15 protein-coding genes are annotated in these 25541 nt (G+C 68.1%); 1 reads left to right on the top strand and 14 read right to left on the bottom strand.

The window, feature by feature from the left end:
* Window positions 1-13: 13 nt before the first annotated feature.
* The 7 genes from ABL843_RS15615 to ABL843_RS15585 all read right to left on the bottom strand — a co-directional run bounded on the left by ABL843_RS15615 (window position 14) and on the right by ABL843_RS15585 (window position 7104).
* Window positions 14-2239, bottom strand: coding sequence for a LamG-like jellyroll fold domain-containing protein (locus ABL843_RS15615; protein ID WP_418116405.1), 2226 nt, complete (start codon window positions 2237-2239; stop codon window positions 14-16).
* Window positions 2240-2767: 528 nt separating this feature from the next.
* Window positions 2768-3211 carry a type II 3-dehydroquinate dehydratase gene (gene aroQ, locus ABL843_RS15610; RefSeq protein ID WP_418116404.1) on the bottom strand — a complete coding sequence of 148 codons (444 nt, stop codon included), beginning with the start codon at window positions 3209-3211 and terminating at the stop codon, window positions 2768-2770.
* A gap of 25 nt (window positions 3212-3236) precedes the next feature.
* Window positions 3237-4058: a shikimate dehydrogenase gene (gene aroE / locus ABL843_RS15605; RefSeq protein ID WP_418116403.1), complete on the bottom strand. Its 822-nt coding sequence runs from the start codon at window positions 4056-4058 to the stop codon at window positions 3237-3239.
* Between the two features lie 13 nt (window positions 4059-4071).
* Window positions 4072-5301, bottom strand: coding sequence for a CaiB/BaiF CoA transferase family protein (locus ABL843_RS15600; protein WP_418116402.1), 1230 nt, complete (start codon window positions 5299-5301; stop codon window positions 4072-4074).
* Entirely contained in the window at window positions 5298-5759 is a 462-nt protein-coding gene (locus ABL843_RS15595; protein ID WP_126019792.1) for a MaoC family dehydratase, read from the bottom strand. Before ABL843_RS15595 ends, ABL843_RS15600 begins: the two co-directional genes overlap by 4 nt.
* 26 nt (window positions 5760-5785) lie before the next feature.
* Window positions 5786-6178, bottom strand: coding sequence for a VOC family protein (locus ABL843_RS15590; RefSeq protein ID WP_126019790.1), 393 nt, complete (start codon window positions 6176-6178; stop codon window positions 5786-5788).
* On the bottom strand, window positions 6175-7104 hold the full coding sequence (locus tag ABL843_RS15585; RefSeq protein WP_184637921.1) for a ketopantoate reductase family protein: 930 nt from the start codon (window positions 7102-7104) through the stop codon (window positions 6175-6177). Before ABL843_RS15585 ends, ABL843_RS15590 begins: the two co-directional genes overlap by 4 nt.
* Window positions 7105-7207: 103 nt before the next feature.
* On the opposite strand from ABL843_RS15585, the gene ABL843_RS15580 reads away from it, so the two are divergent.
* On the top strand, window positions 7208-8152 hold the full coding sequence (locus ABL843_RS15580; protein WP_418116401.1) for a LysR family transcriptional regulator: 945 nt from the start codon (window positions 7208-7210) through the stop codon (window positions 8150-8152).
* A 17-nt stretch (window positions 8153-8169) separates the two neighbouring features.
* Here the strand turns inward: ABL843_RS15580 and ABL843_RS15575 are convergent, their stop codons facing one another.
* From ABL843_RS15575 to glgB, 7 genes are read right to left on the bottom strand one after another with little or no spacing between them, the layout of a single operon-like run.
* Window positions 8170-13308: a malto-oligosyltrehalose synthase gene (locus ABL843_RS15575; protein WP_418116400.1), complete on the bottom strand. Its 5139-nt coding sequence runs from the start codon at window positions 13306-13308 to the stop codon at window positions 8170-8172.
* Window positions 13298-15148 carry a malto-oligosyltrehalose trehalohydrolase gene (treZ, locus tag ABL843_RS15570; protein ID WP_418116399.1) on the bottom strand — a complete coding sequence of 617 codons (1851 nt, stop codon included), beginning with the start codon at window positions 15146-15148 and terminating at the stop codon, window positions 13298-13300. The genes ABL843_RS15575 and treZ overlap by 11 nt, the downstream gene beginning before the upstream one ends.
* 37 nt (window positions 15149-15185) lie before the next feature.
* Complete coding sequence (gene glgX / locus ABL843_RS15565) at window positions 15186-17354, bottom strand: glycogen debranching protein GlgX (protein ID WP_418116398.1); 2169 nt, start codon at window positions 17352-17354, stop codon at window positions 15186-15188.
* A 33-nt stretch (window positions 17355-17387) separates the two neighbouring features.
* Window positions 17388-18170, bottom strand: coding sequence for a mechanosensitive ion channel family protein (locus ABL843_RS15560; protein WP_418120424.1), 783 nt, complete (start codon window positions 18168-18170; stop codon window positions 17388-17390).
* 37 nt (window positions 18171-18207) lie between these two features.
* A complete protein-coding gene (gene treS, locus ABL843_RS15555) occupies window positions 18208-21510 on the bottom strand; it encodes a maltose alpha-D-glucosyltransferase (protein WP_418120423.1) in 3303 nt (1100 codons plus the stop codon).
* Between the two features lie 12 nt (window positions 21511-21522).
* Entirely contained in the window at window positions 21523-23580 is a 2058-nt protein-coding gene (locus tag ABL843_RS15550; protein WP_418120422.1) for an alpha-1,4-glucan--maltose-1-phosphate maltosyltransferase, read from the bottom strand.
* A complete protein-coding gene (gene glgB, locus ABL843_RS15545; RefSeq protein ID WP_418120421.1) occupies window positions 23577-25472 on the bottom strand; it encodes a 1,4-alpha-glucan branching protein GlgB in 1896 nt (631 codons plus the stop codon). The genes ABL843_RS15550 and glgB overlap by 4 nt, the downstream gene beginning before the upstream one ends.
* Window positions 25473-25541: the final 69 nt, after the last annotated feature.

The following is a 25541-nucleotide window of genomic DNA, read 5'->3' as shown; positions in this document are numbered from 1 at the left end:
TGCCCGATGGCGCTCAGCGGGCGAGGTTCGCGATGAAGGCCGCGTCCTGCGCGCCGCTGTAGATGCGGAAGTCCTGCATGCGGCCCTTGAAGTACGGGTCGCCGCCGTATTGGGAGCGGCCCAGCCAGGTCTGCGTCGTGCGGCCCAGCTGGAAGGGATTGATCCAGATGCCGTCCGCGGTCGCAACCTGCGTGCCGTCCACGTAGAGCGTGCCCACAGTGCCTGAAAGCGTGACCGCCACATGCACCCAGCGCTGCGTGGGCAGCACGTCGGTCGTCACGGACTCCTCGTTCCAGAACTGGTTGCGCGAACCCGAAAAGCGCAGCTTGCCGTTGCCGTCGCGAGGAATCAGCGAGATGTAGGCCACGTCGTTGGAGCCGAAGTCGAAGATGCGCGTATTGACCACCGAGGCATCCCAGTAGACCCACACCGCCGCCGTGAAGTCGCCCAGGGCCGACACGGCCCCGTCGGGCAACTGGACGTGGCCGCTGCGACCGTCGAGTTGCACGGCGCTTCCGCCGTTGCGCCCTTCGCCCCAGCTCGTACCGCCCTTCAACTGCGCGTTCAGGCCGCGGCCGCTGGCGTCGTTGGCATCGCCGTTGAGAGGCAGGTGCAGCCACAGCTCGCCGGGAACCGCCACGCGCAAGGTATCCGCACCGGCGATCTCGCCGGCGTCGGTCACCGCATCGATGCGGTAGTACCAGGTGCCCTGGTCGGCATCGTCGGTGTAGGTGCGTGGATCGGTGACGGGCGCAAGGGTCGTGAACGGACCGTTCGGTGAAGCCGCCCTCTGCACGAGGTATTGGGAAGCGCCCGCCGTGCCCCACCAGGACAGCTGCACCTTTGCGTTGTTCAGGAATGCGCTCAGGCCGCTGGGCTTTGCGGCAGCGACCGGATCGCGCGCATAGAGCAGCGTGCCGATGCCTGGCTGGTCGCCGCCGTCGACGCGCTCCGGACGAAATCTGTCGACCATCGCCTTGGTCCAGGGGGCGGAGAGACCCTTGCGGTTCACGTAGTGGTTGTAGATCAGTTCCCAGCAGGGCCGGCCGCTGCCGGTGCCCGCCGCGGCGGTAGCGGGTCCGAATACGCCGTTGTAAGGCGCGAACGGCATCGTGAACAGTGCATTGCCATTGGCATCGGTCAGGTTCGTCCTGGCCACGTACTCCGCACCGGCCAGCAACCGGTTGTTCCAGTAGCCGTAGAGGTCCTCGCCCTGGTTCCAGGCCATTTCGCACAGCATCCCGGCCAGCGAGATGCCGAGGGTGGAGTGGCCCTGGTCGCGATGGCTTTCCTGCCATTGCCCGAGGTAACCGGGGTGCACGTAGTAGACGCTGCCGGCGCTCGTTCCGTTGCCGCGGCCGGCCTTGTAGTAGTTGCTTGCCTCGGCCCTCAGGTCGGGCCGGTCGCAGAACACGCCGATCGCGTAGACGGCGCAGATGTTCGCCAGGTCCCAGTTGGCCCAGTAGTGGGTGACCTTTCTTGTCTCGCTGCCGTTGTGGTTGACCAGGAAGTCGTGGGCCTTCGGATAGAACACGTTCATCAGCATCGCCTGGAAGCGCGCGACGTCTTCCTTCGCCCAGCCGGAGTAGGTCCGCATCAGTTCCGCGGCGTTGGCCCACTGGTTGCCGTAAAGGCCCGAGGCCAGGTAGACGTTCGAATTGCCGCCCAGCTCGGTCAAGGTCGACGACCATGCATTGAGGAACTCCACCGCCTTCTTCGCGTAGCTCTCGTCGTTCGAGATCTTCCAGCGCAGTGCGTAATGAAGGGCGCGCACCATGTCGCCGACCATCTGCCCATAGTTCTCGCCATCGACGCCGCGCGTCACCAGCGCCAGGGGGCGCGGCTTCGCATCGAGGCCGGTGGTGTTCGCCCTGAGCATCATGTTCAAGCCGCCCACCCATGGCTCCGCCTTGGCGGCCAGCTTGTCGCGGATGCGCTGCAGAGCGTCTTCCGTGACCAGCAGGCCGGGGTGCACGATCTTGCGTACTGCGGGCTCAGGGGCGGCTGGCTCGGGCGCGGGAGTGGCGGGTGTATCGACACCTGCGACCGCGCCGGAGCTCGCACCCGGTGATTGCTGTGATGACTGCTGCGCGGCCGCTCCCCCTATGGGCGAAAAACTTCCGCTGCTGCCCCCACCGCAAGCTGTCGTGCCCAGGGCGATTGCACTCGCGGTGCCGATGAAGAAGGTGCGGCGATCCAGCAGGCCGGCGTCTTTGTCGTCGTTCGTGGGATGGGTCATTTATCGGAATGTGTAAATAAATGCTTCTGCAAAGTGCATGCCATTCGCTTCGATGGGTAGACGAAATGAAATCGGTAAAACCGATGGATGCATTGAGCGCGTTGCGAGGGACGCGCAGCGGCAAGAAGTGACATTCGTTGTCACATGAGACGCCGGCGAAACGACATTGAATGTCACTGCCTCCGGCCATGCCCGCACCGCATCGACTGCGCGACACGGCAAGCCCGATCAGTGTGACCTGTACAGAGGCGGCAACGAGCGTTGAATTGCCTCTGAAAATGAGCGACTGAATTTCATTTTCGGAATGACCGGAAGCACTGCAACTTGCTTGCGTTCATTCCACCTCGAAGACGCAGTGATGCCGGTGCTTTCGCTGGATGCGAAATGGTCTTCGTCCGGATCGCTGCCGAGCCCGGTTTTCCGCCGCCGACCGCCTCATGTTTCGCAGGCGGCACGGCTATCTCGCTGCGACCCCGCCTCGTCGTCGCCGGGCATCCCCGGGGGCGGGCTCGCGCAGCTTGCTTCTCGCTAGCCGGCGCCTCGCACCGCCGACACGGCAGCACGCAAGGCGAGCAGGTAGCTGTCCAGGCCGAAGCCGCAGATCTGGCCCTTCACGATGTCCGCGAACACCGAGTGATGCCGGAACTCCTCGCGCGCATGGATGTTCGACATGTGCAGTTCGACCACCGGCACCGTGAGGATTGCCAGCGCGTCCCTGATGTCGTAGCTGTAATGCGTCCATGCGCCGGCGTTGATCAGGACCGCATCGACGCCATCGACGAAGCCCTGGTGGATGCGCTCGCACATGGCGCTTTCGCTGTTGGTCTGGAAGCTCTCGACCTCCGCGCCCAGCTCCTTGCCCAGCGCCTGCAGCTTCGCGTCGATCTCGGCGAGCGTCGTGTTGCCGTATTGCTTCGGATCGCGCTTGCCGAACATGTTGTGGTTGATGCCGTGGAGCATGAGGATCTTCATCGGGTCTCTCCTTGTTGTCGCGGCCTCAGACCAGCGGGATGGTCATTCGCTCGATGACCGCACGGGTGTCGGGCCGCACGCCGCGCCACCACAGGAAGGCTTCGGCCGCCTGCTCGACCAGCATGCCCACGCCGTCGGCGAGCTTGGGCACGCCCGCGTTCTGCGCAAGCCGCAGGAAGGGCGTCAGGCCCTTGCCGTAGGCCAGTTCGTAGGCAAGCCTGGCGTTCTGGAAGGTCTGCGCCGGCACCGGTGGCAGCTCGGCCTTGAGGCTGGCCGAGGTGCCGTTGATGACGATGTCGAAGCGCTCCCCGGCCAGGTCTGCATAGGCGCAGGCGCGCACGGGGCCATGCACCGCAAACTGCTCGGCGAGGTCGACCGCCTTCGGCAGGGTCCTGTTCGCAAGCACCAGTTCGGCCGGCTCTTGCGCGAGGAAAGGCAACAGGGCTCCGCGCACCGCGCCGCCCGAACCGAGCACCAGCATGCGCGCGCCCTTGAGGGAGAAGCCCAGGTTGCTCCGGATGTCCCTGGTCAGCCCCACGCCGTCGAAGTTGTCGGCAAGGATGCGGTCGCCCTCGAACTTGAGCGCATTGGTGGCACCGGCCAGCTCGGCACGCTCCAGGCGTTCAGTCACCAGGGCCAGCGCCTGCAGCTTGAATGGCGCCGTGACGTTCAGGCCGAGCCCGCCCGCCTTGCGAAACGCGTGCACGTCGTTCGCGAAGCGCTCGAGCGAGCCTTCGATGGCGCCGTACTCGATGTCCTGGCCGGTCGCTCGCGCAAAGCTGCCGTGGATCAGCGGCGACTTGGTGTGGCCGATGGGATTGCCGATGACGGCGTAGCGGTCGGTCATGCTGCCCTCCTCGTTATGCGCCGTAGAGCACGCCGTCGGCCTGCATCTCGGCGATCTGGGCGGCGTCGTAGCCCAGGCTCGCGGCGATCTCGGCGTTGTGCTCGCCGAGCTCCGGCGCCACCTGCGTGATCGAGGTGTCGCAGCCCGACATGCGGAAGGGCAGATTGGGCAGGCGGATCTTGCCGAGCACCGGATGCTCTTGTTCCACCACCATGCCGCGCGCCTGGATCTGCGGGTCGGCCAGCACTTCGTCGATGCGCTGCACCTTGGCACAGGGCACGTCGATGCCGTCCAGCATCTTCAGAATCTCGGCCACGGGTCGCTGTGCCACCCATGGGCGGACCACCTCGAGAATTTCCAGGCGGTTTGCGTTGCGCCCGGCCGCTGCGTGCAGGCGCGTGTCGCCTCCGAAACCCGCCGGTCCGCCGGTCTGCTCGACGAGCGCGGCGAAGCGCTTCCATGCATCGTCGACCTGCGCGGCGATGACCAGGTCGCCGTCCTGCGCGCGGAACACGCCGTACAGGGTCGAATTGGGCATGTCGTGGCCGGTCTGCACCGGTACTTCCTTGCCGCCCGAGAGCGTGTAGCACTGCACCGCGTATTCGTGCATCGACACCAGCGTGTCGTACAGCGCCATGTCGATGTGCTGTCCGCGGCCCGACTTCACGCGGCCCAGCAGCGCGGCGTTGATCGCCGCCACGGCGTGGATGCCGGTGTACATGTCGCCGAGCGAGATGCGCAGCAGAGGCGGCGCCTCGCCGGGATTGCCCACCATCTGCATGATGCCGCTCTTGGCTTCAGCAATCAGGCCGAAGCCGGCGCGGTGCGAGTCCGGTCCGGTATGGCCGTATGCGGAGATCGAGCAGTAGACGAGGCCCGGGTTGGTCTCGGCCAGTTCCGCGTAGCCCAGGCCCAGCTTTTCGAGTGCACCGGGGCGGTAGTTCTCGACGAACACGTCGGCGCTGTCGACCAGCTTCTTCATCAGCGCGCGGCCGCGCGGATCCTTGGTGTTGACCGACAGGCCCTTCTTGCCCATGTTCTGCTGCAGGAAGTAGCCGCTGTGGTCACCGACGAACCAGGCGTGCTGCCGGCCGGCATCGCCGGAGCCGGGGCGCTCCACCTTGATGACCTCGGCGCCCAGCGCGGCCAGGCAGCGGCCCACGTAGGGACCGGCAAGAAAATGGCTGTAGTCGATGACGCGGATTCCCGCCAGGGGCAATGCCTGCCGTGCCGCCGCGTTCATGCCGGCCTCCTGGGCACCATCACGCGATGCTCGCCCTTCTGCACGACTTCGTCGCGCTGGTTGATCAGTTCGGACGGCAGCACCAGGATGCCCCAGCCCGGCTTGCTCTTCGATTCGCGCTTGGACTCGACGCGGAACCTCACCCGCACCGTGTCGCCGAGCTTGATGGGCGCGACGAAGCTCCATTCCCAGCCCAGCGACATGCCGGGCATGAAGCGCATGTCGCTCCTTGTCTTGAGGCCGTCTGCGATCGAGAGGCCGAACAGGCCGTGGGCCACACGGGTGCCGAAAGGCGTGGTGCGGGCGTAGGCCTCGTCGGTGTGCACGGGCGTGTGGTCGCCCGTGAGGTCGGCGTAGGCCATCACGCGGGCTTCCGTCACTTCGTACGGCGGGCTGATGCATTCCTCGCCGACGACGGCGTCGTCCCAGTACTTGTCTTCGATGGTGAGTGTGTTCATGTCGGGGGCTCGGGTACGGACAGGGTTCAGGCGCGGGGATCGATCGCCAGCGCCTTGGCCACGGCGCCGGGGCTGGCCTGGATGAATTCGACGGCCAGGCCATCGGGCAGGCGCAGCCAGTTGCGGCCCTGGGGCATCTCGGTGACGCCGAAGGCCTTTGCGGCGGCCAGTGCGGCCTCGAGGTCTTCGCACATCACGCCCAGGTGGCCCAGCCGACCTTCGGGGCCGTCGTGATCGGGCCTGGCCATGAACTGCATGCCCCCGAGCGTCCAGTACTGGATGGGCTCTTCGACGGTGCCTTGCACTTCCCGCATCGTCATGCCGCAGACATCGTGGAAGAACTTGATGTGCCAATGGATGTCGCGCACCCAGATGGCGACGTGCTCGACGTAGGCTTTCGGTATGGCCCGGGTGTTCATTTCGCCTCCATGCGGCGTTCGATGCCCTTGATCGCTGCGACCAGCGTCTGGTTGACGGGCGTCGGCATGCCATATTTGCGGCCCACGCGCACCACGGCGCCGTTGATGAAGTCGATCTCGGTGATCGAGCCCTTCTCCAGGCTCTGCAGCATCGAGGTCTTGAATTCGTAGGGCAGGCCCTCGGCAGCCATCAGCCAGGCGTCGCGCGGCGCCTTGATCGACAGCTTCACGCCGCTGGCCTCGGCAACCGCCATCGCTTCGGCCACCGCGGCGATGGCCGTGGCTTCGATCTCCGGCACCGCGTAGAGGCTTCCGTAGACCTGGCCGGTGATGCCGCTCAGTGCACCGGTCGCGACGTTGATCAGGAGCTTGTCCCACATCGCGCCGAGGATGTTGCCGCTGACCTCGCAAGGCAGCTCGGCGCGCTCGAACTCCGCGGCGATCGCCTTGGCGCGTTCGCTGACGCGGCCGTCGATCTCGCCGATCACCGTGCGCTTGCCCTGTGTGCCGGCAATGACATGACCGGGAGCGAGCATCACGCCGCCGACGTAGGTCTTGCCGGCGAGCACATGCCCGGCGCCCACCACTTCCGAGAGGATTTCCTCATGCCCCATGCCGTTCTGCAGCGACATCACGGCCGTGTCGGGCCCCACGATGTTTCGTGCCCCTTCGATGGCTGCACGCGTGTGGAAGGACTTGACCAGCACGACGATGAGGTCCGGGGCCTCGAGCCTCGTGCTGTCGAGCGCCGCGCGGACCCGCACGGTGCGCTCCGAATCGCCGACCTTCATGCGCAGCCCGTCGCGATTGATCGCATCGACGTGGGCCTGGAAGGGGTCGATCAGTGTGACGTCGGACCCCGCTGCGGCGAGGGTCCCGCCGATGGCGCAACCCAGTGCGCCGGCACCGAGAAAGTAGATCTTCATGTGAGCCTTCGTTCGGAATGACCCCGACGATAGGTTCCAAGGATCATGTTGCCCATGGCATGGCTGCAATGATCTACATTCCAATTTGAAATGGAGACCCGGTTTGGACACTGACGACGACATCGAAGGCGATGCATCCCTTCCCAGCATCAAGCTGCTGCGCCTGTTCGAGCTGCTCTACAGCACGAACAGCGTGACGCGGGCCGGCGAGGCGATGGGCCAGAGCCAGCCGACCGTGAGCAACTGGCTCGGACGACTGCGCCGGCAGCTGGGCGACGAGCTTTTCGTTCGCACCACCAACGGCATGCAGCCGACCCCGCGCGCGCAGGAGCTGATCGTGCCGGTGCGGGAAGCCCTGGCCGCACTGCGCCGAGTGGCCGCGCCCGCCGAGCCTTTCGATCCGTCGATCGCGACACGGCGCTTTCGCATCTGCATGACGGATGCCAGCCACATCACCCTGCTGCCGCGCCTGCTCGCGCATGTGCGCGCGGTCGCGCCCGGCGTTCGCCTGGAGGCCGCGCGAATCGACGAGCAAACCGGACAGGCGCTGCAATCCGGCGAGGCGGACCTCGCGATCGGCCTGGTGCCCCAGCTCGAGTCGGGGTTCTACCAGCAGGTTCTCTACCCTCAGGACTGGGTGTGCCTCGTGAACGCGCGTCACCCTCGCATCGGCCTCAAGGGATTGGGCCTGCGCGAATACAAGGCCGAGGCCCATATCGGCATCGTTGGGGGCACCGGCGCCTTGCTGCTGGAGGCTGCACTGCAGCGACAAAAGATCGGGCGGCGCGTCCTGCTGGAGTTGCCGGGGTTCCTTGGCCTTGCGGCTGTCGTGTCCACGACCGACCTGATCGCAACCGTGCCGCGTCATATCGGCGAGACGCTCGCCAGTTCAAGTGGGAGCGCCTTGAAGGTCCACGGTTGTCCGGTGCGAGTGCCGCCGTTCACCGTCAAACAGCACTGGCACGTCCGCTACCACCAGGATCCTGCCAGCCGCTGGCTGCGCACGTTGTGCGAGGAGCTGTTCTCGCACCAGCCCTTGAGGCCCTAGTTCCTGGAGGTCCCGAGTCAACGGAATGCACCCACGGGAACCAGTGCCGCCCAAGGCATTGCGCTGAATGTCTCGGTCAGTTGCAGCCGGTCCGTGGCGGAAACGACCTCTCCTGTCAGCAGGTTTCGCATGGGCCCCGCGTCGAGGCCGTCCGGCAGACGGATCGTCGTGCCGTTCCATTTCGCCGATTCCGGCAGCGTCGGTCTTGCGGCATCGCCTGAAAATGACGCGAACAGCCGGCCAGCCAGGACCAGCACCGCCTGCTCGCCATGCCGCCGCGCGAATGCGACTACATGCCGCGCCAGCGGCCCCTCGACAGTCAACGGTTCGTAGCTGCCTTCTCCAAACAGCAGCGGCTGCGCCCGTCGCAGGGTCAGAAGCCGCCAGATGAACCAGAGCTTCGCCCGCCCATCGTGCGGCGACGCGGCCATCGCGCGGATCCGGCGGGCAAGGCCGTCCTCGCCGGCCATTCCGTCCAGTTCGTCGAGCAGCCGCTGGCGCAGCGCATAGTCCACCGGCCGCCGGTTGTCCGGATCCACGAGGCTCAGCGCAATCAGCTCACTGCCCTGATAGAGATCGGGCACGCCCGGCGAGGCGTACTTCAGCAGCATCAGCGTGAGACTGTTCCACGCACCGATCGTCGCCAGCCGGTCCGACAGCTGCCGGATGTCCCGCAGGCACTCGCCCTCCTCCCCGTTGCCGGCCGGCGCCAATATCTCGTGCACGAAATGTTCCAGCGCCGATTCGTAGTCCTCGTCGGGCTGCGTCCAGCGCGTGCGCAGCTTGGCTTCGCGCGCGGCCTTTCGCATGTACTGGCAGATGCGCTGGATGTAGTCCGGCAGCGCATCCGCGCCGAGCCCGCCCGGTGGCAGCGTGCCCAGCAGCGTCTGGTAGAGCAGGTATTCATCGGCGCGCGACGGCGACTCGCCGCCCGGCAGATTCGCGCGCGTGCCGCGGCACTTGCCGTGCCAGCGTGCCAGCGCGCGCATCCACTCGTCGGGGATTTCCGAGAGCACGTCGATCCGGTTGCGGACGTCCTCCGCGCGCTTGTTGTCGTGCGTCGATGTCGCGAGCATGGTGTGCGGCCAGTGAAGTGCGCGATCGGCGGAAAGCGCGTGGAACTGCCCGACCTCGATACCGAAAAGATCCGGCTCGCCGCCCACCTCGTTGAGCGAGCTCAGCGGAAAGTAGCGATAGAACGCCGTGTCTTCCACGCCCTTGGCCGCTACCGGCGCACTGAACTGCTGGAAACGCATCGCGAAGCGGCGCACCCGTTCGGCGAGCGCGGGGTGGGCTGCAGTGGATGGCTCGCCACGCAGCGCCCCACTCAGCGCCCCACTCAGTGCTCCACGCACGAACTCGAACACCGACAGATCGGCCTCGCCGCTGCGCCGAGCGGCTTCGGCCACGGCCTCGTCGATGAAGCGTCCGTCCTGCCCGGACGGCTCACCGACGATGTAGGTGCGATAGACGGTCATGCAGGCGCACACGCCAGACAAGGCCCGGCGCAGTGCATTGAGCGTGTAGTCGCGCGTGCCTCGGTCCGCCCGGGCGATGCGAAGCAGTTCGCCGGACAGCACATTGAGCTCCGACGACAACGCATTGCGCATCACCTCGCGCCGGCCTTCGCGGCAGATCGAGGCGAAGTCTTCCGCCACGCCTGTGAAGCGCTGCCAGGCGTGCAGCATGCGATCCCTGCCGGCTGTGTCGACCAGCACGCCGTTGGCCACGTTCGCGAACCGGTAGCCGGTGGTGCCATGCACATGCCAGCTGTGGGGAACTTCCTCGTGCGCCGCGGCGATCTTCTCGGCAACCACGTAGAGCGGCCGCGCGGGCCGGCCCTGCGTGTCGTGCGCCGGCAGCGCCAGTCCGGCGCGGCGCGCATAGCCTTCCTGGAGCTTGCGGAAGTAGTCCGCGGGGTCGTAGAGCCCGTCCGGATGGTCGATGCGCAGCCCGTCCACCACGCCCGAAGCCGCCAGATCCAGCGCGAACGACTGCGTGGCCTCGAACACCTCGTCGCGTTCCATGCGCACGCCGGCAAGATCGTTGATGTCGAAGAAGCGCCGGTAATTGATCTCGTCGGCCGCCACCCGCCAGTGCGCGAGCCGATACGCCTGCGCCTCGATCAGCCGGTGCAGCGCATCGCGGGCTTGCGCCGAGGCCAGATTGAAACTCGCCACTGCTGCAGCGAGCGCATGGGCCACCATGGGCTCGCTGCGCGCCAGCTCCGCGAGGCGCGCCTTGAAGAGCTCCTTGTCGCGGACTCGCTCGGCCTGCTCGTGCGGCGATGCCAGGTCGCGCCCGGGAAGGCGACCGAAGGCCGTGGAAAGGCTCGCCAGCCGGTGCGACGCATCCGCATCGCCCAGCCGCTCGAGCGCGCGTTCCAGCACCACCGGATAAGTCTCGGGCGCCAGCGGAAAGCGATGCTCGAAATAGCGGACGGCGAAGCCGCCCGCCGCTTCCTCGAAGCGCAAGACCAGCTCGCCGCCGTCCAGCGTCTCGCCGTAGTGCCCGCCCAACACCGGCAGCAGCACCTTGCCGGCCAGCTCGGGGTTCAGCGGCTGCCAGTCGATGTCGAAGTGCTGGGCGAAAAGCGAGGCAGGGCCGTTTTCCAGCACGTCCATCCACCATGCGTTGTCGGCGCCGAACACGCCCATGTGGTTGGGCACCATGTCCAGAAGCTGCCCGAGGCCGTTGGCCTTCAGCGCGTCGACGAAGCGCGCGAAGCCTTCGGCGCCGCCCAGTTCGGGGTTGATCTCCGCATGCGCGACCACGTCGTAGCCGTGCGTGCTGCCCGGGCGGGCGCGCTGTATCGGCGAGCAATAGACATGGCTCACGCCCAGCTTCGCGAGGTACGGCAGCACGCGGATCGCGTCGTCGAAGCCGAAGTCCTTGTGGAACTGCAATCTGTAGGTGGCGCGTGGAATGCGCGCCCGCAGGCCGGCTGGCGTTTCATTCCGAGGCTGTCGTGGCCGTTCCTCGCGCAGCAGGCGCGCCAGGCGGTGCATCCGATCGCTCTGCGCCAGCGCCGCGACCGGCTGCGCCAGCTTGCGGCGCCAGTTGGGGTGTTCGTCGACGGTGCCCGGCATGTTGGCCTGCTCGACAGTGCCGGCCACGTCTTCCAGCTGCACCATCATCAGCGCCGACGGCGTGCGGGCCAGGAAGGCATGCGCCGCCTCCACCAGGCGCTGCGAAGGCATCGCAAGGCCGGCTGCCTCCGCCATTTCCTCGCGCGACAGCAGGCCCGCATGCTGCAGCGACTGCATCAGCTCGACGCGCTCGCGCATGCGGTCCGCCAGCTGCTTGTCGAAGATCGCCGGATCGGGAAACAGGCGCAGCGCCAGCCGCTCGCGCAGATCGGCGGCCGTCCACCAGCCCTCGAAGGTTGCCAGGTCGTGCGTGCTGATCGCGACCAGCGCGGCCGGCGGGTAATCGGCAGGGGCCTTGAAGCCGCCGCCCTGCCGCTGTTCGAAATAGAGCAGCCGGTACGAGAGCACGTCCGCGCGCGCGAGTCCTTCGCGCACCGCGTCCTCGACGGTGCCGAGATCCTCGCCCACCACCATGCAGCGCTGCCGGTGGCTTTCGATCGCAACGATGGCGAGCATCTCCTCCAGCGGGTAGTAGACGTACGCGCCCTCGGCCGCGCCGCACCCCGGTGGAATCCAGAACAGCCGCATCAGTCCCATCGCATGGTCGATGCGCAGGGCGCCCGCGCCGCGCATGCTGGCGCGCAGCGTCTCGATGAAGAAGCGATAGCCGTCGGCGCGCAGGCCGCCGGGCCTCAGCGGCGGCAGCCCCCAGCGCTGGCCGGCCGGGTTGAACTCGTCCGGTGGCGCGCCGATGCTGGCGTTCTCGGCAAAGCCATGCTGGAAGGACCAGGCATCGGAGCCCGCGCGATCGACGGATACCGCCAGGTCCGTGTAGAGGCCCACGCCCATGCCGAGCACGCAGCAGCGCGCCGCGACGTGCGAGAGCTGCCGGTCGGCCACCCATTGCAGGTACTGGTGAAAGCGCACCCGCCCCGCATGCACCCGTGCGAACGCAGCGACTTCGGCGGATTCCGGGTCGCGCCATGCGGCCGGCCATGAATGCCAGTCTCCCGAACCGTTGTCGGTGGAAAGGAAGTGAGCGCGCAAGGTCTCGAACACGGCATGCCGCCGCAAGGCCTCGCCGCGCCGGGCGACGAAGTCAAGGAAGGCCCTGCCCGCTTCATCGGGCTCGCCTTCCGGCGGCAGGTGCCGCTCGCAGAAATGCGCGAACAGAAGCTCCAGCACTTCGAACTTCACCGCGGCCACGCCGGCGTAGTCGACCAGCGGCGCGGCGCGCAGCATGGCCAGGCGCTGCTGGAAATCCGGCGAGCCGACCTTTTCCCGCACGGCCGCGCAGTCCGGGAAGCCATCGACCGCCTCGACGTCGATGCAGAGCACATTGAGCTGCTGCCGCGACGACGGGCTGTACGGGCTGGCATGTTCCGGCGTGCCCGCGAACAGCGCATGCAGCGGATTGAGTCCGATGAGATCGGCGCCCTGCCCCGCCACCCGCACGGCCAGGTCCTCCAGATCGCCGAAATCGCCGATGCCCCAGTTGCGCGGCGAGCGCAGGCCGTAGAGCTGCACGGCCACGCCCCACACGCGGCCTGCGTCCTGCACGGCCGGCGGGCGGTAGCAATGGCCCGGCGTGGCCAGCACCAGCGTCTCGCCGGGCAGGCCTTCGACGCGCAGCCGGTAGTAGCCGGCTTCGAGCACGACAGGCATCTGCAGGATGCGCTCGCCAGGCGTCGCTTCTTCGGCACCCACGTCGCCCTCGCCTTCCAGCACGGTCCCGCACCCGTCGCTGATCTGCCAGCGCACGCGCCTCATCGAAGGCGCAATCCGCAGCCGCACCGGCCATCCGGTCGCCGGTACCTGTACGACCACAACCGGCGGCAGCGACTCGGCCCGATCCGCCTGCCGTGCTGCTTCGAGCGCGGGGCCGGCTTCCGCCACATCGCCGAGCCGCACGCCGAACTCGGCCAGCAGCGCGATCAGGCTGCGCCCGCCAACTTCTCGGCGCCGTCCGAATGCGTCGAAATAGCCGGTGGCGATGCCGTGGTGCCCGCACAGGCGCGCGAGTTCATCGGTGACGGCGATCGGCGGCGGGCTTGCTTCATACGACACCCGGCGGATCCTCCAGCGTCACGTGCACGGCGCCGCGCTCCAGGCGCATCGCGCCCTCTTGGACGGCAGCGCCTTCGCTGTGGATCGCCTTGCCGGGCGGCGCAGCCAAGCCCGCCACGGGCCCATCGCCGAAGTGCGCCAGCAGGTGCAGCCGAGTGCCGGGCGCTCCGAGATCCCACGCCACCTGCAGCGTACCGTTCTCGCAGCGGTAGACGCCTGCGGCGCTCATGCCCGCAAGCCGGGGCACGATCAGCCGATGCCGAATCTCCAGCAGTTGCCGCACCTCGCACAGCCGCTCGAAGTGCGCGCGCGTGCCGCGCTCCCGCCAGCGCAGCTTCGAGGCGAGAAAAGTGGATTCGGCGTTCGGATCGGGAATGCGCGCTCGCGCCGCTTCGTCGGCGAATGCCGCGAAGCCGCCGAACTCGGAGCGCCGCCCCTCGGCAACGGCGCTCGCAAGCTCCGGGCCGAAGTCGCAGAAGTACAGGAACGGCGTCGAAGCCGCGAATTCGTCGCCCATGAAGAACATCGGCACATGCGGCGACAGCAGCAGGCAGGCCATCGCGGCGCGCACCAGCACCGGATCGCCGAGCGCGTGGATGCGTTCGCCGAAGGCGCGGTTGCCGACCTGGTCGTGCGTCTGCAGGAACGAGACGAAGGCCTGCGGCGGCAGCCGCGTGCTCGGTTCGCCCCGGCGCTCGCCGTGCCGGAAGGCCGAGGGCTGCCCCTGGTAGACGAAGCCTTCCGCCAGCGCGCAGGCGAAGCTGGAGACCGGGTCGCTTGCATAGTCGGCGTAGTAGCCGTCGCGTTCGCCGGTGGCCAGCACGTGCGCGGCATGGTGGAGGTCGTCGTTCCACTGCGCGGTGCCCGCCACCGGAATGCCCCGGCCGTCGCGCATCAGCATCGAGGCCTGGTTGGCGTCGTTCTCCAGCACCAGGTGCACGTGGCGGCCCCGGGCCGGCCCGTCGTCGAGCGCCTGGCGGATCTCCTGCACGATGTGCGGCCGCGTCTCGTCGTGGATGGCGTGGATCGCGTCCATGCGCAGGCCGTCGAAGCGGAATTCCTCGATCCAGTAGCAGGCGTTGTGGATGAAGAAGTCGCGCACCGTGCGCGATGCCGGCCCGTCGAAGTTGATGGCCGGGCCCCAGGGCGTCTGGTGCCCCTGGTTGAAGAACTCGGGGCAGCAGGCGTGCAGGTAGTTGCCTTCCGGTCCGAAGTGGTTGTAGACCACATCGAGCAGCACCATCAGGCCCATCGAGTGCGCCGCGTCGATCAGTGCCTTGAGATCGTCGGGCGTGCCGTACGAGGCATCGGGCGCGAACGGCAGCACGCCGTCGTAGCCCCAGTTGCGGCGCCCCGGAAAGTCGGCAAGCGGCATCAGCTCGATGGCGGTGATGCCGAGCTCGGCGAGCTCCTCCAGCCGCTGCCGCGCGGCCCGGAACGTGCCTTCGTCGGTGAAGGTGCCCACGTGCAGCTCGTAGACAACCGCTTCCTCCCACGGGCGGCCGCGCCACGCATCATCGGTCCATTCGAAGCGGCGCGGGTCGATCACCACGCTCGGGCCGTGCACGTCCTCGGGGTTGAAGCGCGAGGCCGGGTCGGGCACGCGGGTGCCGTCGGGCAGGCGGAAGCCGTAGCTGTCGCCCTGGCCTGCCTTCGGCACCGTCAGCCGGTGCCAGCCGTGGGCGTCGCGTTCCATGGGCAGCGACACGGCGGCGCAACCGCTTGCCGCGCCGCGGTGCTCCAGCACCACGGCCTCGGCCGAAGGTGCCCAGAGGGCGAAATCCACGCCCTGCGCCTGCGCGGTGGCGCCGAAGGGCATGGTGTGTGCGTGGGTGCTCATCGGATCCTCTTTGCCCTGGTGCGGTGCTGTTTCTTGGTCATGGCCGCACGTCCGGCCGGCTCAGCACCACGAGCGAGCGGCATTGCAGCGGATAGGCGGGTTCGCTCCACGCCGGCGCGTGCGCGGCCGCGTCCTCGGTGGTCAGCGGAGGCGCGGTGTTCGCGGTGTCGACCAGCAACCGCCATGCGCCATGCGGCGCCGCCGGCAGCGTGAAGGCGATCTCGTCGTGGTGGGCGTTGAACAGCACGATGAAGTCGTCGTCGAGCTGCGCCTCGCCGCGCGGGCCCCGGTCGACGATGCCGCCGCCAGGGATGTACATCGCGATGCAGCGCGCGTTGGCGTCGTTCCAGTCCTCGGGGCGCATCTCGGCTCCGTCGGGCCTGAGCCAGTGCACGTCTGTCACGGTCTCCACCTCCGCCGGCCGGCCCGCGAAGAAGGTGCGGCGCCGGAACGAGGGGTGCGCGCGGCGCAGCGCGACCATCCGTTCGACGAAGGTCACGAGCGCGAGCCGCTCGGGCGTCGGCGTCCAGTCGAGCCAACCGAGTTCGTTGTCCTGGCAATAGACGTTGTTGTTGCCCTGCTGCGTGTGGCCGCGTTCGTCGCCCGCCAGCAGCATCGGCACACCCTGCGACAGCAGCAGCGTGGCCAGCAGGTTGCGCTTCTGGCGCTCGCGCAGGGTCAGCACTTCCGCATCGTCGGTCGGCCCCTCGGCGCCGCAGTTCCACGAGACGTTGTTGCTGCTGCCGTCGCGGTTGTCCTCGCCGTTGGCCTCGTTGTGCTTGTCGTTGTACGAGACCAGGTCGTGCAGCGTGAAGCCGTCGTGCGCGGTCACGAAGTTGATGCTGGCGGTGGGCTGCTTGCCCGACCAGCCATAGAGATCTTCCGAGCCGGTGATGCGCCGGGCCAGCTCGCCGAGCAGGCCGCCGTCGCCTTTCCAGAAGCCGCGCAGGCCGTCGCGGTAGCGGTCGTTCCATTCGGCCCAGCCGGGCGGGAAGTTGCCCACCTGGTAGCCGCCGTGCCCCAGGTCCCAAGGCTCGGCGATGAGCTTCACGCGGTTGAGCGTCGGGTCTTGCCCGATGGCATCGAAGAAGCCCCCGAGGTTCTCCACCTTGCCCGACTCGCGCGCCAGCGCCGAGGCCAGGTCGAAGCGAAAGCCGTCGACGTGCATTTCCTCCGCCCAGTAGCGCAGCGAATCCATCACCAGCTGCAGCGCGTGCGGATGCTCCAGGTTGACGGTGTTGCCGCAGCCGGTGAAGTCGTCGTAGTAACGGCGGTTGTCGCCGTTGACGATGTAGTAGGAGGCGTTGTCCACGCCGCGCATCGACAGCGTGGGCCCGAGCTGGTTGCCTTCGCAGGTGTGGTTGTAGACCACGTCGAGGATCACCTCGATGCCCGCCGAGTGCAGCGTCTTCACCATGGTCTTGAACTCCTTCACCTTGCCCGAGGCGCTGTAGCGCATCTCGGGCGCGAAGAAGGCCAGCGTGTTGTAGCCCCAGTAGTTGCGCAGGCCGCGCTCGGACAGGTGGCGGTCGTTGAGGAAGCCGTGCACCGGCAGCAGCTCGACGGTGGTCACGCCCAGCCGCTTGAGGTAGTCGACCACCGGCGCGCAGCCCAGTGCCGCGTAGGTGCCGCGCAGCGCGGGCGGCACGTCGGGGTGGGTCATGGTGAAGCCGCGCACGTGCATCTCGCAGATCACCATGTCCTGCCACGGGATCATGGGGCGGCGGTCGCCACCCCAGGTGAAGGCCGTTTCGAGCACGCGGCCCTTGGGCATGAGCGGCGCGCTGTCGCGGCGGTCGAACGACAGGTCTTCGCGCTTGCTGCCTACCGTGTAGCCGTAGAGCGCGTCGCCCCAGCGCAGCTCGCCCACCAGGTCCTTCGCATAGGGGTCGAGCACCAGCTTGTGGGCGTTGAAGCGGTGGCCCTCCTCCGGCTTGTAGGGGCCGTGCACCCGGTAGCCGTAGGCCTGGCCGGGGCGCGCCTCGGGCAGGTAGCAGTGCCACACGCCATCGGTGCGGTCGCGCAGCGGAATGCGCTGCAGCTCCTGGCGGCCGCGATCGTCGAAAAGGCACAGCTCGACCTTCTCGGCGTGCTGCGAGAAGAGAGCGAAGTTGACGCCCTCCCCGTCCCAGGTGGCGCCGCGCGGGTAAGGCCGCCCGGGCCAGACGGCGGTGATGGAGGGGGTAGCGGCGTTCCTGGATGTCATCCGATGGCAGTAGGTTGAAGGGCTGTGCCGCATTCAGCGCGGCGGGCGGTCGTTGTCGTGGCGCGGGTACAGACCTGTGCCGCCGACGACGGTCGGGGGTGGCGGAGGCGGTGGTGGCGCGGGCATGGCAGGCGGCACCCTGCCGTCCCTGGCCTCCCTCGGCCACCAGCGCTCGATGCAGGACTTGGCCCAGTCCTTGCCCGCCAGGCCGAAGGCCAGGGCCAGCGCGAAGACCGCGCCCGCGAGGATCACCAGGAAGCTCTCGCGCACGATGTCGCCGCCCACCTTGACCTGGTCGAGCGCGATCAGGATCACGAAAGCCATCACCGCGTACTGCGCGGCCTTGGCGAAGAGCGCGGCGTCCTGCATCTTCACGCCCCGGAAATAGCTGGCCACCGCGTCGCCCACGAAGCGCGCGAAGTACGAGCCGAAGGCCAGCACCAGCAGCGCCACGAACACGTTCGGCACGAACCAGACGATGCGCCCCAGCAGGTCCGCGATGTAGCTCAGCCCCATGCCGTTGAAGGCGATGAGCAGCGAGGCGAGGATCACCAGCCAGTACGCGAGCACGCCGAACAGGCTGCTGGTGTCGCCCGCCAGGCCGCCCTGGCGCAGGAAGTTGTCGAGGCCGGCGCGCTCGGTCAGCACGTTGAAGTTGATGGCGCGCAGCGCCTTCGTCACTGCGAAGCGCACCGCCTTGGCCACGAGCCAGCCGACGAGCACGACCACCAGCGCGACCAGCAGCCGGGGAATGAAGGCGCCGACCTGGTAAAGGATGGCGCGCAGCGGCTCCAGGTGAATGCCGAAGTTTTCCATGGTGGAGTTCCCTTGATTTCGCCAGGTTGGCCCGGGTTCAGCCGCGCCCCGGCCGCACCAGCGCGAGCACGCCGTGCAGCGGTACCTGTACCCAGTCGAGGCGGTTGCCGAGTTCGTAGCGCAGCTCGTAGAGCGCCTTCTCCAGCTCGAAGAGAGCAAGAAGCTCGCCATCGAGCGCGAGGCCGTAGCCGGCAAGGAAGGCGTCGCGCGTGGCCTGCTCCCAGGCGATGGCCGGGCCGGCGAGGCGCTCGGCCTCCTGCGGGCTCTGGGCCACGCGGCGCAGCGCCGACCAGCGCGCATAGTTGAAGGAACGCAGCATGCCCGCCACGTCGCGCAGCGGCGAACCCTTCATTCGGCGCTCGTCGAAGCTGCGCGCGGGCTCGCCCTCGAAGTCGATGATGACGAAGTCGTTGTCCTTCACCAGCACCTGGCCGAGGTGGTAGTCGCCGTGGTAGCGGCTGCTGATGCCGCCGCCTTCCGCGGGGCGCTTCGCCTCGATGCTGGCGCGCAGCGCCGCGCCGGCGTCCAGCAGCGTGCGCGCATCGGCCTGCGCGGCCGGTGGCAGCAGCTGGAAGCGCTCGCGCAGCAGCTCCAGCGTGGCAGCCGCGTCGGCCGTGGCCCGTGTCTTGAAGCCGGTGGCATCGGCGGCCGTGAGCGGCTCGGGGTCGAAGGCCGCCGCGCCGGTGCGGGCGGCCAGCGCCTCGTGCAGCTCGGCGGTGCGCCGGCCCAGGGTGGCCATCAGCGCGAGGAAGCCGCCGTGCACCGCCGCCACCTCCGGCGCGTCGCCGTCCGACGTGACCACGTCGCGCAGGAAGCGCTCCAGGTAGCCGAGCGTGTAGTCCCAGCCGTCGCCCTGGTTCGCCACGTAGCGCTGCACCATCGCGAGCGTCATCGTGCGACCGTCGGCGGCCATGTATTCGAGTGCGCCCAGCACCGGCACGCAGTTGGGGTAGTGCGCCACCTCGGTGAGGAAGCGGCCCATCTCCAGCTCGGGGTTGATGCCCTCGCGCACGTGGCGGTATCCCTTGAGGAAGAGCGTCTCGCCCAGCGTCACCACCGTGTTGCTGCTCACCCCGCTGGGCCGGCCGAAGGGCAGCGCGTCGATGTCCGCCATGGTCTCGGCGAAGGCGGCCGTGGGCTTGAAGACCAGCCGGCCGTTCGCGGTCGGCAGCTCGGCTGCGCTGCGGATGGCTCGCACCAGTTCGCGGCAGAAGGCCTCGTCGTAGAAGGCATCGCCCATGAGCCCGACCTGCGCCTGCTGGCGCACCTTGGCGAGCGCGGCCTGCGCCACGCCGGCCATGCGCTCCTCGTCGCGCTCTTCCCACGCCAGCGCGAGCGGCATGAAATAGGTGGCGCCACCGGGCGGGCCGTCGAGTTCGAGCAGCGGCAGCATCCAGCTCAGGCCGTTCGCCTCCCACACGGCGTGGTCGGCCAGCCGCGCGCGCTGGATGGTCGTGCCCTTGGAGGCGTACCAGCGCTGGATCTCGATGTGGCGCGGCAGCGTCTCCAGCTCGAACTGGTTGCGCATGCGCTCCGACATGCCGATGCGCCACGGCATCACGCGGTCGCGGAAGAAGCTGGTCCAGCCGTCGAAGAGCACCAGGGTGGGCCATTCCTGCAGCGCCACGCCCTCCTGGTGCCAGCTGGGCGCATCGGCCTCGGCGGTCAGCTTGAACCAGTAGAAGCCGTACGAGGCCAGCGTGAGCAGGTACGGCAGCTCGCCGATGGGCGGAAAAGGCGAGCGCCCCAGCATCTCGATGGGCACGAAGCCCTTGAACTCCGACAGGTCCAGCTCCACCGGCTGCGCCGCGCGCGAGAGGTTGAACACGGTCAGGATCACGTCGCTGTCGTACTCGCTCAGGTACGCGAGGATCTTGCGGTTGCCGGGCTTGAGAAAGCGCCGGCGGCCCCGGCCGAAGGCGTGGCTGGTCTTGCGCACGGCGAGCATGCGCTTGGTCCAGTTCAGCAGCGAGCTGCTGTCGCGCGCCTGCGTCTCCACGTTGAGCGCCTCGTAGCCGTACAGCGGGTCCATGATCGGCTGCAGGTACAGGCGCTGCGGGTCGGCGCGCGAGAAGCCGGCGTTGCGGTCGGGGTTCCATTGCATCGGCGTGCGCACGCCGTTGCGGTCGCCCACGAACACGTTGTCGCCCATGCCGATCTCGTCTCCGTAGTAGATGATGGGCGAGCCCGGCATCGACAGCAGCATCCCGTTCATGAGCTTCACGCGGTCCAGGTCGTTCTCCATCAGCGGCGCCAGGCGTCGGCGGATGCCCAGGTTGATGCGCGCGCGCATGTCGGCCGCGTACATGGTGTACATGTAGTCGCGCTCCTTGCTGGTGACCATCTCCAGCGTGAGCTCGTCGTGGTTGCGCAGGAAGATGGCCCACTGGCAGCCCTCGGGAATATCGGGCGTCTGCGCCATGATCTCGACGATCGGGTGCCGGTCTTCCTGCGCGATGGCCATGTACATGCGCGGCATCAGCGGGAAGTGGTAGGCCATGTGGCACTCGTCGCCGTCGCCGAAGTACTCGCGCACGTCCTCGGGCCACATGTTGGCCTCGGCCAGGAGAAAGCGGTTCTTGTACTGCGCGTCGATGGCCGCGCGCAGCCGCCTGATCACCGCGTGCGTCTCGGGCAGGTTCTCGTTGCTGGTGCCGTCGCGCTCCACAAGGTAGGGAATGGCGTCGAGCCGGAAGCCGTCCACGCCCATGTCGAGCCAGAAGCGCATGGTCCTGAAGATGGCCTCCATCACCGCCGGGTTGTCGAAGTTCAGGTCGGGCTGGTGGCTGAAGAAGCGGTGCCAGTAGTACTGCTTGGCGACCGGGTCCCAGGTCCAGTTGGAGGTCTCGGTGTCGGTGAAGATGATCCGCGTGCCCTGGTAGATCTGGTCGGTGTCGCTCCACACGTAGAAATTGCGCTCGGGCGAGCCCGGCGGCGCGAGCCGCGCGGCCTTGAACCACGGGTGGTCGCTGGAGGTGTGGTTGATGACCAGCTCCGTGATCACCCGCAGGCCGCGCTTGTGGGCCTCGGCCAGCATCTCGCGGAAGTCGTCCAGCGTGCCGTACTGCGGGTGCACGTCCTCGTACTCGGAGATGTCGTAGCCGTCGTCGCGCAGCGGCGAGGGATAGAAGGGCATCAGCCAGATGGTGTTGACGCCCAGTTCCTTCACGTAGTCGAGCTTGGCGGTGACGCCCTTGAAGTCGCCCATGCCGTCGTTGTTGGAGTCGAAGAAGGCCTTGACGTTGAGTTGGTAGATCACCGCGTCGCGGTACCACAGCGGGTCGTCGCTGTTGTCGATCTCGACGGTCTCGAGCGCGATGTGGGAGACGGGTGCGTTCATGTGCGGGCGGCCTCACAGGAAGTAGTCGAAGTCGCGCTCGTCGCCATGGCGCCTGCGGACCACGAAGATGTGGGCGGGCACGCTGCGCGGATCGAGCCGCACGTAGTGCCAGTCGCCCTGCCAGAGAAATCGCTGCCCGCTGAGCAGGTCGTGCATCTGGAAGGCGCGCGAGGGCGGGTTCACGCCCACGCTGGCTGGCTCCAGGCCCACCCAGCCTTCCTGCACGTTGTGCGGATCGAGGTTGACCACGGTCACCACCACGTTGGCGCCGTCGGCCGAGCTCTTGGCATAGGCCATCAGCTGCGGGTTGTCGATATGCAGGAAGCGCAGCGTGCGGTCCCACTGCAGCGCCGGGTTCTCTCGGCGGATGCGGTTCACCCGCGCGATGAAGGGCGCCAGGCTCGCGGGGTCGTCGTGATTCCAGTGGCGCAGCTGGTACTTCTCGGAATCCAGGTATTCCTCGCTGCCCGGGCTGCGCGGCAGGTGCTCGCGAAGCTCGTAGGCCGGCCCGTAGATGCCGTAGTTGGCCGCCAGCGTGGCGGCCAGCACCAGCCGCGACATGAACACGGCCGGCTCGCCGGTCTGCAGCTGCTCGTGCAGGATGTCGGGCGTGTTGGGCCACACGTTGGGCCGGAAGTAGTCGATGCCCGGCTCGGTCGAGAGCTCCGTGAAGTACTCCTGCAGCTCCTGCTTCGTGGTGCGCCAGGTGAAGTAGGTGTACGACTGCGAGAAGCCCAGCTTCGCGAGCCGGTGCATCACCTTCGGCCGCGTGAAGGCCTCGGCCAGGAAGATCGCATCGGGGTGCTCGCGCTTGACCTCGCCGATGGCCCATTCCCAGAACGGGAAAGCCTTGGTGTGCGGGTTGTCCACGCGGAAGATGCGCACGCCCTGCCCCGTCCAGTGATCGATCACGCTCTTGAGCTCGGCCCACAGCGCGCGCCAGCCCTCGCACTCGAAGTTGAAGGGATAGATGTCCTGGTACTTCTTCGGCGGGTTCTCGGCGTACTGCACCGTGCCGTCGGGCCGCCAGCGGAACCAGTCGGGGTGCGCCTTGACGTAGGGGTGGTCGGGCGCGCACTGGAAGGCGATGTCGAGTGCGATCTCCAGCCCGTGCTCCGCCGCGCGCGCCAGCAGGCGCCGGAAGTCTTCCTCGGTGCCGAGCGCCGGCAGGATCGACTTGTGCCCGCCCTCCTCCGCGCCGATGGCCCATGGGCTGCCCACGTCGCCGGGACCGGCTTCCAGGGAGTTGTTGGGCCCCTTGCGCTGGATGCGGCCGATGGGATGGATCGGAGGGAAGTACAGCACGTCGAAGCCCATCTCGGCGATGGCCGGCAGGCGCGCTTCCACGTCCCTGAAAGTGCCATGCACGCCGGGCTCGGTGCCGGCCGAGCGCGGAAAGAGCTCGTACCAGGTGCTGAAGCGCGCCCGCTCCCGCTCCGCCACCAGCGGCAGTTCCGCCGCGTGGCGCACCGCGTGGCGGCGATCGGGGTGGCGCCGCGCCAGCACGGCGTATTCCTCGTCGAGCGCCAGCGCCTTCAAGGCGGCGATGTCCGCGCCGGGGTTGGCTGCCGTCGCGTCGAGTTCCGTGGCCCAGCGCTGCAGCGCGGTGCGATCCTCTCCATGGGCCCGGGCGGCGGCCGCGGCGATTTCCAGCGCGCCGACCTGCGCTGCAACGCGCACGTCGGCCAGGTCCACGCGTCGCGTCATCTCGTGGCGCCACGAATCGAAGGGATCGACCCAGGCCACGGCGGTGTAGACATAGCGGCCCGCCGACGGCGGCGAGAAGCTGGCCTCCCACACGTCGTTGCCCAGCGGCTTCATCGGCACCTCGCGGAATTCGGCCTGCTCCTGCGCGCGCCAGCACAGCTGCACGCGCAGCACGTCGTGGCCGTCGGTGAAGCAATGGGCGCGCACCGTCACGCGCTCCCCGGCCACGCACTTGGTGGCGAAGCGGCCGTTGTCGATGGAGGGAAGCACCGCGTCGATGACCGCGCGGATGTCGCCGTGTGCCGCGTCCGCCTCGGGGGCGTTGCCCGCCGCGGCATGCCTGGTCGAGAAAATGTTCTTCATGAGGGCCGGTGCTCCAGGATCAGCGTGGACAGTGGCGGCAAGGTGAGGCACACCGACTGCCTGCGTCCGTGGGAACCCACGGGCGCCGCCTCGACGCCCCCGAAATTGCCCCAGCCGGAGCCGCCGAACTCGGTGGCGTCGGTGTTGATCACCTCGCACCAGCGCCCGCCCAGTGGCACGCCGAGCATGTAGTTGGTGCGCGGCACCGGGGTCATGTTGCTCACCGCGAGCAGCGGCGGGCTGCCGTCGCCGGCCTTGCGCAGGAAGGCGAAGATGCTCAGGTCGGCCTCGTCGGCGGCCAGCCATTCGAAGCCGGCGGACGAGAAATCGAGCCGGTGCAGCGCGGGCGAGGCGCGGTAGACGCGGTTGAGCTGCGACACGAGGCGCTGCAGGCCCGCGTGGCCTTCGAGCCCGCTCACCCACCATTCGAGCTCGCCGTCGTGCGTCCACTCGCGGCGCTGGCCGAATTCGCCGCCCATGAACAGCAGCTTCTTGCCCGGGTGCGCCCACATGAAGCCGTACAGCGCGCGCAGGTTGGCGAACTGCTGCCAGTTGTCGCCGGGCATCTTTCCCAGCAGCGAGCCCTTGCCGTGCACCACCTCGTCGTGCGAGAACGGCAGAACGAAGTTCTCGTGGAAGGCATACACCAGCGAGAAGGTCAGCTTGTGGTGGTGGTACTTGCGGTGCACCGGCTCTTCCTTCATGTAGGCGAGCGTGTCGTGCATCCAGCCCATGTTCCATTTCTCGCCGAAGCCCAGGCCGTCCATGTCGGTGGGGCGCGAAACGCGCGGCCAGGCGGTCGACTCCTCGGCCACGGTGAGCGTGTCGGGATGCTCGCGGTAGACGGCGCGGTTCAATGTCTGCAGGAAATCGATGGCCTCCAGGTTCTCGCGCCCGCCGTGGCGGTTGGGCACCCAGCCGCCGTGGCCGCGCGCGTAGTCGAGGTAGAGCATCGACGCCACCGCATCCACCCGCAGGCCGTCGATGTGATACAGATCGAGCCAGAAAAGGCCGGACGACACGAGAAAGCTGCGTACCTCCGGCCGGCCGTAGTTGAAGATGCTCGAGTTCCACTCCGGGTGGAAGCCTTGGCGCGGATCGGCATGCTCGTACAGGTGCGTGCCGTCGAAGTACGCGAGCCCGTGCTCGTCGGTGGGGAAATGCGAAGGCACCCAGTCGAGCAGCACGCCGATGCCCTGCTGGTGCAGGTGGTCCACGAGGTACATGAAGTCCTGCGGCGAGCCGAAGCGCGCGGTGGGCGCGAAATAGCCGGTGGTCTGGTAGCCCCAGGAGCCGTAGAACGGATGCTCGGTCACCGGCATCAGCTCGACGTGCGTGAAGCCCATCTCGAGCGCATAGGCCGCGAGCCGGTGCGCGATCTCGCGGTAGCCGAGAAAGTGGCCGTCTTCGCGGCGCCAGGAGCCCAGGTGCACCTCGTAGACCGACATCGGCGCATCGAGCGCGTTGCGCCGGCCGCGGTCGGCCATCCACCCGGCATCGCCCCACTGGTACGAAAGCTCGCAGATGCGCGAGGCCGTGGCGGGCGGCAGTTCGGCGGCGAAGGCGACCGGGTCGGCCTTGTCGACCGTGTAGCCGCCATGGCGCGAGCGGATGCGGTACTTGTAGGTCTGGCCGATCGCGGCATTCGGGACGTGCCCGCTCCAGATGCCCGTGCCGTCCGGGTCGGGCTGCAAGAGGTCGGCGTCGCCGGACCAGTAGTTCCAGTCGCCGACCACCGACACGGTCTCCGCGTTCGGCGCCCAGACCGCGAACCTTGCGCCGCCGCCCTTCTCATCGGGGTGGCAGCCCAGCAGGTCGTACAGCCGGGAATGGGTTCCCTCGCGGAAAAGGTAGGCGTCTTGCCCGCTCTGGCGTTGTTCGTTCGACGGCACCGGCGCTCCTTCGTTGAAGACCAGCGGAACGGCGCATCGAGGACCGACCTCGGTTGTTGTTGCCCGTTC

It is taken from the genome of Variovorax sp. 350MFTsu5.1, assembly GCF_048302515.1.
Taxonomy (GTDB): Bacteria; Pseudomonadota; Gammaproteobacteria; order Burkholderiales; family Burkholderiaceae_C; genus Variovorax; species Variovorax guangxiensis.
Note: the sequence above shows the minus strand (reverse complement) of the source record. Positions and strands in the feature narration are given on the sequence as shown.

Coding starts and splice junctions, on each gene's coding strand:
- ABL843_RS15615 (WP_418116405.1), bottom strand. CDS start 2,239: ATGACCCATCCCACGAACGACGACAAAGACGCCGGCCTGCTGGATCGC.
- aroQ (WP_418116404.1), bottom strand. CDS start 3,211: ATGAAGATCCTCATGCTCCACGGCATCAACCACAACATGTTCGGCAAG.
- aroE (WP_418116403.1), bottom strand. CDS start 4,058: ATGACCGACCGCTACGCCGTCATCGGCAATCCCATCGGCCACACCAAG.
- ABL843_RS15600 (WP_418116402.1), bottom strand. CDS start 5,301: ATGAACGCGGCGGCACGGCAGGCATTGCCCCTGGCGGGAATCCGCGTC.
- ABL843_RS15595 (WP_126019792.1), bottom strand. CDS start 5,759: ATGAACACACTCACCATCGAAGACAAGTACTGGGACGACGCCGTCGTC.
- ABL843_RS15590 (WP_126019790.1), bottom strand. CDS start 6,178: ATGAACACCCGGGCCATACCGAAAGCCTACGTCGAGCACGTCGCCATC.
- ABL843_RS15585 (WP_184637921.1), bottom strand. CDS start 7,104: ATGAAGATCTACTTTCTCGGTGCCGGCGCACTGGGTTGCGCCATCGGC.
- treZ (WP_418116399.1), bottom strand. CDS start 15,148: ATGAGCACCCACGCACACACCATGCCCTTCGGCGCCACCGCGCAGGCG.
- glgX (WP_418116398.1), bottom strand. CDS start 17,354: ATGACATCCAGGAACGCCGCTACCCCCTCCATCACCGCCGTCTGGCCC.
- ABL843_RS15560 (WP_418120424.1), bottom strand. CDS start 18,170: ATGGAAAACTTCGGCATTCACCTGGAGCCGCTGCGCGCCATCCTTTAC.
- treS (WP_418120423.1), bottom strand. CDS start 21,510: ATGAACGCACCCGTCTCCCACATCGCGCTCGAGACCGTCGAGATCGAC.
- ABL843_RS15550 (WP_418120422.1), bottom strand. CDS start 23,580: ATGAAGAACATTTTCTCGACCAGGCATGCCGCGGCGGGCAACGCCCCC.